At 68.7% G+C, this 12,508-nt stretch carries 11 protein-coding genes; 7 read left to right on the top strand and 4 right to left on the bottom strand.

The window, feature by feature from the left end:
- The 5 genes from QMO14_RS31440 to QMO14_RS31420 all read left to right on the top strand — a co-directional run.
- Positions 1-1,143, top strand: a 1,143-nt coding sequence (locus QMO14_RS31440) for a dihydroxy-acid dehydratase (protein WP_301511989.1), incomplete at its 5' end; no start/stop codon positions are given.
- Between the two features lie 27 nt (positions 1,144-1,170).
- On the top strand, positions 1,171-1,941 hold the full coding sequence (locus tag QMO14_RS31435) for a class I SAM-dependent methyltransferase (protein WP_301511988.1): 771 nt from the start codon (positions 1,171-1,173) through the stop codon (positions 1,939-1,941).
- A gap of 139 nt (positions 1,942-2,080) precedes the next feature.
- Positions 2,081-3,526, top strand: coding sequence for a glycerophosphodiester phosphodiesterase family protein (locus QMO14_RS31430; protein ID WP_301511987.1), 1,446 nt, complete (start codon positions 2,081-2,083; stop codon positions 3,524-3,526).
- Between the two features lie 34 nt (positions 3,527-3,560).
- Positions 3,561-4,184 (top strand): hemolysin III family protein, encoded by a 624-nt coding sequence (locus QMO14_RS31425; protein WP_301511986.1) that lies wholly within the window; start codon positions 3,561-3,563, stop codon positions 4,182-4,184.
- A gap of 35 nt (positions 4,185-4,219) precedes the next feature.
- Positions 4,220-5,137 carry a bestrophin family protein gene (locus QMO14_RS31420; protein ID WP_301511985.1) on the top strand — a complete coding sequence of 306 codons (918 nt, stop codon included), beginning with the start codon at positions 4,220-4,222 and terminating at the stop codon, positions 5,135-5,137.
- 34 nt (positions 5,138-5,171) lie between these two features.
- On the opposite strand, the gene QMO14_RS31415 is transcribed toward QMO14_RS31420, so the two are convergent.
- A complete protein-coding gene (locus QMO14_RS31415) occupies positions 5,172-5,408 on the bottom strand; it encodes a hypothetical protein (protein ID WP_301511984.1) in 237 nt (78 codons plus the stop codon).
- Positions 5,409-5,794: 386 nt separating this feature from the next.
- Between QMO14_RS31415 and QMO14_RS31410 the strand changes: the two genes are divergently transcribed.
- Positions 5,795-6,499 carry a winged helix-turn-helix domain-containing protein gene (locus QMO14_RS31410; RefSeq protein WP_301511983.1) on the top strand — a complete coding sequence of 235 codons (705 nt, stop codon included), beginning with the start codon at positions 5,795-5,797 and terminating at the stop codon, positions 6,497-6,499.
- Between the two features lies 1 nt (position 6,500).
- Here QMO14_RS31410 and QMO14_RS31405 read toward each other — a convergent pair whose 3' ends face one another.
- Genes QMO14_RS31405 through QMO14_RS31395 form a run of 3 tightly spaced genes read right to left on the bottom strand, consistent with a single transcriptional unit; the run spans position 6,501 to position 10,827 of the window.
- Positions 6,501-8,798: a CHASE2 and HATPase_c domain-containing protein gene (locus tag QMO14_RS31405; protein ID WP_301511982.1), complete on the bottom strand. Its 2,298-nt coding sequence runs from the start codon at positions 8,796-8,798 to the stop codon at positions 6,501-6,503.
- Between the two features lie 17 nt (positions 8,799-8,815).
- The gene (locus tag QMO14_RS31400) at positions 8,816-10,102 is read right to left on the bottom strand and encodes a FecR domain-containing protein (protein WP_301511981.1); all 1,287 of its coding nucleotides are present in this window, start codon (positions 10,100-10,102) and stop codon (positions 8,816-8,818) included.
- Positions 10,099-10,827, bottom strand: coding sequence for a response regulator transcription factor (locus QMO14_RS31395; RefSeq protein WP_301511980.1), 729 nt, complete (start codon positions 10,825-10,827; stop codon positions 10,099-10,101). The genes QMO14_RS31400 and QMO14_RS31395 overlap by 4 nt, the downstream gene beginning before the upstream one ends.
- 306 nt (positions 10,828-11,133) lie before the next feature.
- On the opposite strand from QMO14_RS31395, the gene QMO14_RS31390 reads away from it, so the two are divergent.
- The coding region (locus QMO14_RS31390; RefSeq protein WP_301511979.1) for an ESPR-type extended signal peptide-containing protein at positions 11,134-12,508 on the top strand (1,375 nt) is incomplete at its 3' end.

Genomic DNA, 12,508 nt, shown 5'->3' with positions numbered 1-12,508 from the left:
GTGGGCACCTGCTCGGTCATGGGCACGGCCAGCACCATGGCCTGCATTGCCGAGGCTCTGGGGATGACGGTGCCGGGCGGGGCCACGCCGCCGGCGGTCACGGCCGACCGCATCCGCATCGCCGAGCAGACCGGCGCGCAGGCGGTGCGGATCGCGCGCGAGCGCCTCACCATCGACAAGGTGCTGACGCCCGCCGCCTTCGAGAACGCGATGCGCGTGCTGCTGGCCATCGGCGGCTCGACCAACGCCGTCGTGCACCTCGCGGCCATCGCCGGGCGCATGGGCCTGGACATCGACCTGCACGCGCTCGACCGCATGGGCCGCGAGACGCCGGTGCTGCTCGACCTGAAGCCCTCGGGCCAGCACTACATGGAAGACTTCCATGCCGCCGGAGGCATGGCCACGCTGCTGCGCGAGCTCAAGCCGCTGTTGCATCTCGACGCGCTCACGGTCACGGGCCGCACGCTGGGCGAGGAGATCGAGAGCGCCGGTCCCGGCTTCGCGCAGGACGTGGTGCGAACGGCCGCGCAGCCGATCTATCCGCAGGGCGGCATCGCGGTGTTGTGGGGCAACCTGGCGCCGGGCGGCGCGATCATCAAGCAGTCGGCCGCCAACCCTGAACTGATGGAGCACGAAGGCCGTGCCGTGGTCTTCGAGAACGCCGAGGACCTGGCGCGACGCATCGACAGCGACGAGCTCGACGTGGCGCCACACGACGTGCTGGTGCTCAAGAACATCGGCCCCAAGGGCGCGCCGGGCATGCCGGAGGCGGGCTATCTGCCGATCCCGCGCAAGCTCGCGCGCGCCGGCGTGAAGGACATGGTGCGCATCTCCGACGGCCGCATGAGCGGCACCGCCTTCGGCACCATCGTGCTGCACGTGACGCCCGAGTCGGCCATCGGCGGACCGCTCGCCCACGTGCGCAGCGGAGACCGCATCCGGCTCAGCGTGGCGAACCGGGAGATTTCGCTGCTGGTGACCGACGAGGAGCTGGCACGACGCGCGAAGGAATCGCCGGTGACGGAACCCACCGCCGAGCGCGGCTACAGGAAGCTCTTCCTGCAGACCGTGACGCAGGCCGACAAGGGCGTGGACTTCGATTTCCTCCGCGCACCGGACATCACAGGCAAGGTGCCGAGGTAGCCGGCGAGTGCCCCGCACAATGGGCGCATGACCGATCACTTCTACGACGAACTCGCCCCGCTCTATCACCTGATCTATCCGGACTGGAACGACAGCATCCGCGTACAGGGGGAAAAGCTCTCGCAGCTCATCGAGGCCGAATGGCCGTGCGCCGATGCAAGCCGCAAGGTGCTCGACGTGTCGTGCGGCATCGGCACGCAGACGCTCGGCCTCGCGGCGATCGGCCATGCGGTGACGGCTTCGGACCTGTCGGCCAACGAGGTCGAGCGCGCGCGGAACGAGGCCCGTGAGCGCGGCCTCGACATCAACGTCTCGGTGTGCGACATGCGCGAGGCGCACACGCACCACGGCGGTGGCTTCGACATCGTGATCTCCTGCGACAACTCGATGCCGCACCTGCAGACCGACGCCGACCTGCTGACCGCCCTGCGCCAGATGACGGCCTGCCTGCGCCCCGGCGGCGGCTGCGTGGTCAGCGTGCGCGATTACGCGAAGGAAGAGCGCGGCAGCAACCTCGTGAAGCACTACGGCGCGCGCGTGGACAACGGCAAGCGTCACGTGCTGTTCCAGGTCTGGGACTTCGACGACGGCGGCAAGGGCGGGCACTACGACCTCGGCTTCTTCTTCGTCACCGAAGACCTCGCCACGCGGGCGGTGAGCACGCGGGTGATGCGCTCGCGCTACTACGCGATCTCGACGACGAGGCTGTGCGAGCTCATGCAGGAGGCGGGGCTGAAGGACGTGCGGCGCGTCGACGGGGCCTTCTTCCAGCCCGTTCTGGTGGGCACGCGGGCCTGATCCCGCACTGACCCGACGCTGGTTTTCAGGCTGTTTCAGCGGAAGTTTCGAGGGCGCCCGCTGGTCACTGTCCCGTCATGGGGCAAACCTAGCATCCGGCGGCTTTCGTTTCTTCTTCGACAACACCTGAAAACCACATATGAAAAAGAGCGTTCCCGCGCCTGCGCCCCGTCCCGTTCTCGCAACCATCGCAGCAATCACGGTCGTCGGCGGCAGCCTGCTGATGACCGCATGCGGCGGCGGTAGTGGCGGTGGCGTCTCCTTCCCGGTGCTCCCGCCGGCACCCGCCCCGGCTCCCACGCCGGCCCCGCCAGCTCCCTCGCCGCTGGGCACCCTCGACGGCTCCGTGCCCCTGGTCATCGGCCACCGCGGCCTGCCGGGCCTGTATCCGGAAGAAACGAAGACCGCCTACGAGGCCGCCGCCGACGCCGGCGCCGATTCGCTCGAGACCGACCTGCACCTCACCAAGGACTGCGTGCTGGTCGCGCGCCACAACCCCTGGCTGAGCGACAACACCAACATCGCCGAGGTCGCCAAGACCAACACCACCGTCGCGGGCCGCAAGCGCACCGTGCCCGGCGTACTGGTCAATGTGAAGTACCCGCCGATCGCGGCCAACGGCCCGGCCCAGTATCTGAGCGACCTGACCGACCCGAACGATCCGAAGTCGGTGCTCAAGTCGCTGATCGTCGACGGCGAGGACCACACCAACGACTGGTCCATCACCGACTTCACGATGGACGAGCTGCGCCAGTGGATCCGCGGCACCACCTACGACGCCAAGGACCAGCGCCCCACCGACCTCAACGGCAAGCTGCCGATCATCAGCTTCCAGGAGCTGATCGACATCGCCAAGGCCAAGAGCGCCTCCACCGGCCGCACGCTTACCGTGTACCCGGAAACCAAGAACCCGATCTGGAACAACGCGCAGGCCATCGCCAACGGCTGCGGCCCGGCGGGCAGCCATCCGCTGGAAGACGCGCTGCTGAAGGTCATGAACTTCAACGACCTCAACCGCAAGGACGCGCCGATCTTCGTGCAGAGCTTCGAGCCCGAGAGCCTGAAGTACCTGCGCTCGGCCGGCATGAAGGCCCGCGCGGTGCAACTGGTGGACGGCAACGACGTCAACTACCAGACCGGCGAGATGATCTACGTCACCAACGACGTCTACACCTTCGTCGACGGCCGCCCCTACAGCTGGACGCTGGCCGGCAACCCGAAGTGGTTCGGCGAGATGCTCACCCCCGCCGGCCTGGCCGAGGTCAAGACCTACGCCGACGGCATCGGCCCGTGGAAGCCGCAGGTCATGGCCCACACCATCGTGCCCTTCGTTGCGGGCAAGGGCCTGGCCGACGTGAACACCATCAAGCCCACCAGCCTGATCGCCGATGCCCACAAGGCCGGCCTCTTCGTGCACAGCTACACCTTCCGCAACGAAGCGAAGTACCTCGCCGGCGTCTACAAGGGCGACCCGACGGCCGAGTACCTCGCGTACTTCCGCGCGGGCATCGACGGCGTGTTCTCGGACTTCGCGAACACCGCCTTCGCCGCACGCAAGACGTACCTGAAGGAAACGGGCCGCTGAGCGAGGCCGGGAGCGAAAGCAGGCGGCGAACACGATGTACCCCGGAGAACGCCTCAACGGATACAGCCACCTGTTCGGCCTGCTGCTCGCTCTGCCCGCGATGGCGCTGCTGCTCATCAAGACAGTGCCCACCGGCGACGCCGCGCGCATCGCGGGCGCGCTGGTGTTCTCTCTCTCGGCGGTGGCGCTCTATGCCGCCTCCACCCTCTTCCACAGCACGCGCGGGCGCCTCAAGCGCATGTGCGAGCGCGCGGACCACTGCGCCATCTTCCTGCTGATCGCCGGCACCTACACACCCTTCGCACTGGTCACGATGCAAGGCCCCTGGGGCCTGCTGCTGCTGGCGACTATCTGGGGCGCGGCGTTCTTCGGTATCCGGCGCGAGCTGGTTCCGGCGAAGAACGGCGCGCCGAAGAAGCCGTCGCTGCCGATCTACATCGGACTGGGCTGGCTGGTGGTGCTGGCCGCCGTGCCGCTGGCCGCGCGGCTCGATACGGCGGGACTGGTGTGGCTGCTGGTCGGCGGCGCCTTCTACACGACGGGCACGGTGTTCTATCGCAACCGCTCGGGCTTCAAACATGCGCACGGGGCCTGGCATCTGTTCGTGCTGGCGGGGACCACGAGCCACTATGTGGCGGTGGGCTGGTTCGTCCTGTAGTCCCTGCAGCGGCGTCGCGGGGATAATCCCCGCCGATGATCGTCCGACCCCGCCCCCATTGGCTGCGCATGCTCTTCGTATGGCGCGGCTCCGTGCTGTCGGACATCGCCCCCCAGCTGCTGTGGACCACCGCCTTCGCGGTGCTGGTGACGGTGCTGCATGGCAGGCTCTTCCAGTGGAAGGTGCCGCTCAACTTCGTGCCCTTCTCGCTCATCGGCCTGACGCTGGCCATCTTCCTGGGCTTTCGCAACAGCACGAGCTATTCGCGCTACTGGGAGGCGCGCACGCTCTGGGGCACGCTGCTCAACGAGACACGCACGCTGGTCCGGCAGGCGCTGACGCTGACGGATGCGCCCTCGGACGCGAAGACGCCCGCGATGCGACTCATCGCCTTCGTCCATGCGCTGCGCCATCAGCTGCGGGGCACCGATCCCTCTGCCGACCTCGCCCGGCTGCTGCCCGAGGAAGACCGCGTGCGCCTGCGCACCACGCACTTCAAGCCGGCCGTCCTGCTGCTGATGGTGGGCGAATGGCTGCGCGACCAGCGCCAGCAAGGCCGGCTGGACCCGACCCTCGCGCAGGCCATGGAGCACCCGCTGGGCCGCCTGACCGAAGCACTGGGCGGCTGCGAGCGCATCGCGGGCACGCCCATTCCGTTCACCTACTCCGTCATCATCCACCGCACCATCTACCTGTACTGCGTGCTGCTGCCCTTCGGGCTGGTGGATGCGATCGGCCCGATGACGCCGGTGGTGGTCGCCTTCATCGCCTACACCTTCTTCGCGCTGGAGGCGCTGGGCGCGGAGATCGAGGAGCCCTTCGGCACGCAGCCCAACGACCTCGCGCTGGATGCGATGTCGCGCACCATCGAATCGACATTGCGCGAAATGCTGGGCGAGCCGCAGCCGGTGGCGCCGGCTGCAGCCGGCCCCATCGGCTACATCCAGACCTGAGCGGCGGGTCGTATCGCGCCGGCCGCGGTCTCGCTCAGTCTTCCTTCCTGCCGTCCCTGAACGCCAGCACCACAATGCCTGCCGCGCAAGCCGCGAACAGGATGCCCGAGGGCACCGCGCCGATGTTCGCCATGAGCCAGCCGTAAAGGTCGACCAGCATGCCGATGATGCGGTTGCCGTTTGCCTGGCGGCTCAGGTCGTTGGCGATGAACGCGTTGAACGAAAGCACGCCGAACACCAGCGCCAGGAACGCCGTCACGATCCACTTCATTTCTCTCTCACTCCCCCGGTCATATTGACCGGATGCGGATGCTGCCACGCAGGGCCGGGTGGGCGAAGCGCATTGCGAGACTTCATCAGATTCAGGCGCGCACATTCCTCCCGGCGCCGCACACTCATTCACAGAGCAACCGACGTCGGCGCAAGAAAGTCACGCTTCGCGTCGCCGATCGAACTGAATGTTCACTAAATCTCACGGCAGGCTTTTGCCGTTCTTTCATTTCGACAACGATCTACCAGATGCCGCCCCATTTGCCGGGCACATTCACGGGAATCCATCCATAGATCATGAGCTTCGACACAGCCGGCGCCCTGCCGCTGGCACTCCTCTGCACGAAGGGGCCACAGGGAGCGAGCCTCCACCAAAGACTGCGGCAAATGGGGCATGAGTGCCTGGCGTTCGCCGAAGCGGACGAGGTGCTCGTTGCGCTCGGCGACGGGAAGCGCTTCGCGTTGCTGCTGGTGAGCCAGCACGACGAGGCATTGCGCAGCGGCCTCATCGCCGTGTGCAAGGTGCTCGGCATGCCCGTTCTGCTCACCGTCGCGGACGGGCACTGGGAGCTGCTTTCGCCCAAGGGCAACGCCACCGCGCCGGCCGCGATGCTCGGCGCGGACGTATCGCGCATGACCGACGCGGAGCTCGACTGGCTGGTGTGCGCACTCGCCCGGCCACGCCGCGACGGCATGCCGACGCCTGTCGGCCACGCCCACGGCGCCAGCGAGTGGGGTGACTATCGCTTTCACGAAGACAGCCACATGGTGCAGTTCAAGGACGACGAGATCCACCTGCAGCCGCGCCAGTTCGCCTTCGCGCTGCAGGCCTTCCAGAACATGGGGCGGGTGCTGGCGCGCGAATGGCTGTGGAACTCGCTGTGGGGCGCGGCAACCCGGCGCGAAGGCAACCGGGCGCTGGACGCCTGCGCCTCCAGCGTGCGCCGCAAGCTCGGGTTGCATGGGGAGCACGGGTTCCTGCTGCGCTCGGTGTACGGGCAGGGATATCAGCTCGTCGCGGTGCAGCGGCGCGGCGCCTCTGCCGTTTCGGCTTCGACTACTGCTCCCCGCTGCGAAGCGACCTCAGCCTGAATCAGGCCTGGCGCGGCAGCAGCATCCAGAAGGTGCTCCCGGCCTCGGGAGCCGCGGTGCCGTCGATCGCGCCGCCATGGCGCGCGACCACCGTGCGCACGAACTCGAAGCCCAGCCCGTGGGAGCGAACGCCCTGCTCACCCGAAGGCTGGCCGACCGAGGCTTCGTTGGTTCCAGAGAGCAACTGCTGCAAGGCCGCCTCGCTCATCCCCGTTCCCTCGTCGATCACCGCAATCGCGACCTCCCGCTCGTCGGCGCCAAGGCACAGCTGCACGACGGAGCCCGAGGGGCTGTGCCTGATCGCGTTGTTCAGCAGGTTGACGACTGCGCGCGTGAGCAGGGCTGCGTCGACGTTGAGCTCGATCTCCTCGTCCTCGTCGGCGATCCTCAGCACCAGCTCCACCTGCTTGCGGGCCGCGTATGCGCAGACCTGATCACGCACGTCGAAGAGCAGCGCACCCAGGTGCGCGGGCGTGAACCTGTAGCTGCCGGTCCAGGCGTGCGAGACGTCGAGGAACTCCTCGGCCAGCTGCAGCGTGCGCAACGCCTCGCGCCGGATGGCCGACGAAAGCGGCGAGGCGCCCGCATCGAGTTCTTCCAGATCGATCAGCGCGAGGATGCTGGCCTGCGGGTTGCGCAGGTCGTGCGACAGGAAACGATGCCACAGCTCGCGCTGCTGCTGCGCGCGGCGCTCGGAGGTCAGGTCCGCCAGTGCCACGATGTAGCCCGATGGAGCGGGCGCCGCCCCCGGAATCACCGGCGCGATCAGCAGCTGGAAGTGGCGCTCGTCCTTCGTCGTGTACTCGCCGTGGACCTGCCCGATCCACGCCGGGGGCGCACCGTCGGTATGCGCGAGCGTCTTCGACTGCGGCCGCATCGAGCGCAGCAGGTCCGGCAGGTGTTGCAGCTGCCGCGCCGCAGCTTCGGGGCAATTCGCCACGCTCAGCAGCTCTCGGGCGGCAGCGTTGCTGCCCACCACCAGCCCCTGCGCGTCGCACAGCAGCACGCCGACCGGCATCGCCTGGATGGTGGATTCGGCGAGCACTTGCAGCCCGACCATGCGCGAGATCGCGCGGTCGAGCACACGGTTGGAAGGCAGCGCGTGCCGGGGCTGGCGCCAGTCGGCGGGCGGCAGCTCGAAGGCGCCGGCCGGGAGTGCCTGCAGCAGCTCGGCGCGCTGCTGCAGGTAGCGCAGCTGGCTGCGTTGGCGGCCCCAGTTCCAGATCAGGTAGAGCGCCAGCAGCCCCACGACCGGCGTTGCGGGCGCCAGCCACCAGCGCAGCCAGTAGAGCGCAGCCAGGCTGACGAGGACAGTGCCCAGCGCCACGCCAGCGAGCCGCGTCAGACCCGCGCCTTCGAAGCGCCAGAAGAGCCACGCGGCCAACCACAGCGGAAGGCCGATCCAGAGATAGCTCTCCAGCCAGCCCGGCACACGAATGGAGCGGCGGTGCATGAGCTGGTCGATGGCGTTGGCGTGGACTTCCACACCGGCCAGCAGCTGGGCATGCCCCGCCAGCGGCGCCACGACCTGGTCGCCCAGCCCCGGCGTGGTGCTGCCCACCAGGACAATCCTGTCACGCAGGAACTCCGGTGACAGCTCGCCGTGCAGCACGTTCACGTAGGGCACGGTGCGATAGCTGCCGCGCGGCCCCGCATAGGGAATGAGCAGGCGGTCGGCATAGCGCCAGCCCGCGGCATCGGTGATTCCCCGCGACTGCGATGACGGGGGCACGCGCCCCGCCATGAGCAAGCCGATGTAGGGCCGCGCGTTGTCCGGCGGCCCCAGCCGCATGAAGAGGCTACGCGCGATGCCGTCGGCATCGAGTACCAGCTCGGCATGGCCGACGCCCGCTGCGCGCTCCTGGAACATGGGCAGCGGCGTGAGGAACTCGTCGGGCGCCACGCGCGGAATGCTGGGCGTGCGGTTGGCCTGCAGGGGCAGGTACACCGGCAGTTGCTCCATGGCCTGCGCGAGGCGCTCGTCCTGCGCGGCGTCTTCGCTGGGCTCCATCAGAAGCAGGTCGAGCATCACCGACCTTGCGCCGGCATCGGCGAGCCGGTCCAGCAGCTTCGCGTGCGTCTCGCGCGGCCAGGGCCATTTGCCCAGCGCGGCGAGGCTCGGCTCATCGATGGCGACGATCAGTATTTCGGGGGAAGGCGACTGCGCGGCCAGCGGAAGGGCGCGGTCGTAGAAATGCATATCCAGCTGTTCCAGGCCGGGACGTTGGGCCAGCCACACCAGCAGGGCCGGAAACACGATCAGCGCCGCCAGTGGCGCTGCCAGAGCTCGCAATCGCATGGTCCATCGATGAAAACTCATCGGACGGGCACGTCGATGCTGCCGCCGGTGAATGGCTCCCCGTAGTGCGTTCCGTCTTCTGTCTCGCTGACGCGCCAATGGTAGCGCCCGCCCAGCACAAAGGGCCCGACGATCGCGCTGCCGGCCTGCATGTCCTGCATGTCGACGAGCCGGGTCGCGAAGTCGGGGTCGCGCGAGATCTCCAGCCGGTAGCGCTTGCCTGGCGAACCCCACCACAGCAGCTCGACGCGGCCGTCGTCCTTCCATCGCACCGACCCGGTCGGCGAAGGCATGTAGAAGAGCAGCTCGCCCGGCATGCCTTCGAGATCGGCGGCGTCCACGGCGGCGACGCGCAGGTAGTAGAAGCCGGGCTGCAGGTCCTTCGGCAATGCGAGCGAGGTGCCCGCGCTGAAGCCTTCGACGAGCGGCGCGAGGATCGAATCGTCCTGCGCGATGCGCCAGCGGTAGCCCTGCGCGCCGGGCACCTCTTCGAGCTCGATGCCGGGCGAGGTCGGCGACACGGTGCGGCTGGTGAACCTCGGCGCAGCGAGCAGCGTGCGGACTTCGGCGCCAGCCGGGTCGCCACCACTGCCGCTGTCGAACACGCTGCCCTGCCCCGCTTCGAGCACGATCTGCCGCGGCTGCTGCAAGCCGCGCACGGCCACGCTGCCCTCGATCACTTCGCCCACCGTGCGCCCGCCCTGCTCGCGCACGCGAAACTGCGTGCCCCGCACGCTGAGCACCAGCGAGCGCGAGCGGATGTGGAACTCCTGCCCGGCGGTCCGCTTGTGCACCTGCGACTCGATCCCGCCGCCGAGCAGCCTGAGGCCGACGCGGTCGCGCCCGACGGTCTGCAGCTCGACCGTGCTGCTCGACGGAATAACCGAGCGGCTGCCGTCGGGCAGCCCGAGCGTGACGAAGGCATCGGGCGCGGTCGCCAGCGTGTCACCCGCCTGCACCGGCATGCCCTGGACCACTGGCACATCGGGCTTGCCGGCGCGCCGCTGCCAGGCCTGGCCGGTCACGGCGAGCACCATCGCCTCGCCTTCGCCCAGCGGGCGGCCATCGGCGAAGTACAGCACCGTGCCGGGCTGCAGTCGCCTGGGCTCGCCCACGTTGTTGCGCTGCTGGATCTCGGGCCAGCGGCCCGGCTGCCGGTAGTGCTGGCCGGAGATGCCCCACAGGGTGTCGCCGGAGCGCACCACGTGCGAGGGCTGGGCCGCAAGGCAGCCGCTGAAGACCCATGCCGCGAATGCCACCATCGGCGCGAGCCGTCGGCGGCCTGCTTGCTTTCGCACCGTCACGGACGCTCTTCCTCCGCGAGGCCAAGCTGGTAGCCCTGCCCGTAGACGGTGCGCAGGATCATTCCACGCCGCGCATCCAGGTGGAGCTTCTTGCGCAGCCGGTAGACGTGGCTGTCCAGCGTGCGCGACGGCGCCTCCTCGGTCTCGTAGCCGGCCGTCTCGAGCAAATGGGCGCGCGAGACCGTCTGGCCCAACCGGCTGAAGAGCAGCAGCGTCAGGTTGAACTCGCGGCTGGTCAGCGTGTAGCTCTCGGGCTCGGCCTCCGCCGCCTCGCGGTAATGCACGAGATGGCCGACGGGATCGAGCGTCCAGCGGCCGATGCTCAGGGGCGTGTCGGGCGACTGCGGCTTGCTGCGCTTCACCAGCCGCAGGACGCGGGCGCGGAGTTCGAGCGGGCGAAAGGGCTTCGTGATGTAGTCGTCGGCGCCGGAATTCAGCGCCTCGGCCACGTCGTCTTCGGAGCCCCTGGAGCTGATCATCAGCACCGGAACCGAACTCCCCTTCCAAACGCGCAGCCAGCGCAGCAGCTCGAGGCCGTCCATGCTGGGGACGGACCAGTCCAGGATTACCAGATCGAAAGACTCGCGCCGCAGGACCCGCTGCAGCGCGAGCCCGTCGGAAAAACCCTGGCAGTGCACCGTTCCTTCGCGCTCCAGCTGCTGCTCCAGCGTGCGGATCAGAAGAGCCTGCTGGGAGAGTTCGTCTTCGACGATCGCGATGCGCATTGAATACCTTGCTACCTGGGAACGCTGAATTCTGGTTGATGCCACACCGGAAGAATCTGACGAATTCGAGCAGTCGCGCAGATGCAGAAATGTTAGCAAAAGGTCACATTTCGGCGCAAAAAGCGGCGGGATTTCTCGCGAAATCTCGCATTCGACTGGGAGCCTGAACCCCCTTCACGAATCATCCGCACCCTTCCCGCCCCGGGATTGCCAGCCGCTTCGGCATGCCGGCGAACCGGAGGCGATCGACTGGCAGGAAGCGCTGGCGGCCACGGCCCGGCAGGCGCCTTTAACTGGATATTCGTGATGAACAGAATCTACCGCTCCGTTTGGAGCGAGGCCCTCGGAGCCTTCGTGGCCGCCGCCGAAACGACGCGCACCCGGGGCGCCCGAGGCGCAGCCCGCACCACGCTCGTCGCCGCGGCGGCAGCGCTGGCCGCTGCCGGCACGGCCTGGGCCGGGCAGAGCGTCAACGGCGGTTCACTGTGCATGTCCCAGGGCGGACCTGGTGCGACCTGGACCTGCCACGTACCGAACGGCAGCGGCGGCTACGCCATCATCAAGGGCCTGCCCGACGACGGAACCGGCGCATCGCCCAACTGGCCGGCCGTGGCGACCGCGGCGGCGGCCGCGCTGGGCTCCGGTGCGCTGCTGTTCGGCAACACGGCCACGGCGGCCACCGGAGCAGGAAGCACCGCCATCGGCAACGGCGCAAGGGCGACCCAGTCGAACACCCTCGCCATCGGTACCGGCGCATCGGCGAACCAGTCCAACGCGCTTGCCATCGGCACCGGTGCTTCGGCGACCAGCGCACAGGCCATCGCCATGGGCACCAGCGCAGCCGCCGGTGGCACGGGCGACGTGATGATCGGCTGGCAAGCCGGCCTGAGCGCCGCGGCCGGCAACCGCGACAACGTCGCCGTGGGCGCCCGCGCCGGGCAGAACGTCACTGGCGTGCAGAACGCCTACCTCGGTAGCGATGCCGGCCTCAACGTGACCGGCGGAGCCAACACCGGCATCGGCACCCAGGCCGGCCGACGCGTACAGGGCAGCAACAACACCGGCATCGGCGTCAATTCGAGCCTCGACGTGAACGGCTCGAACAACACCGGCCTGGGCGGCTACTCGGGCTGGACGGTCACCGGCCAGGGCAACACCAGTGCCGGGGCGTTCGCGGGCTACACGGTCAACGGCGACAGCAACACCGCCTTCGGCAACACCACCGGGCAGTACGTCACCGGCAACAACAACGTGGCGATCGGCACCATGTCCGGCAACAACGTCGGCGCCAACAGCACCATCAGCATCGGCAACCAGGCCAGGGCCAGCACCGACAGCAGCATCGCGATCGGCGACGGGGCTGTCGCCAGCGGCAAGCAGTCGATCAGCATCGGCACCGGCAACACCGTCAACGGCAACAACAGCGGCGCCATCGGCGACCCGAGCGTCATCGACGGCGCCAACAGCTACAGCGTGGGCAACAACAACACCCTGGGCAGCGGCGCGAGCAACACCTTCGTGCTGGGCAACGGCGTCAACATCCAGGTGGCCAACGCGACCGCGCTGGGCAACGCGACGAGCGTGACGGTGGCCGACGGCGTGGCGCTGGGCAGCCAGTCGCGCGCGGCCACGGCGGCGGGCGTGGCGGGCTACGTACCCGCGGGCGCGAGCGCCGCGCAGG

The sequence above is a fragment of the Variovorax sp. CAN15 genome (genome assembly GCF_030462475.1).
Taxonomy (GTDB): Bacteria; Pseudomonadota; Gammaproteobacteria; order Burkholderiales; family Burkholderiaceae_C; genus Variovorax.
Note: the sequence above shows the minus strand (reverse complement) of the source record. Positions and strands in the feature narration are given on the sequence as shown.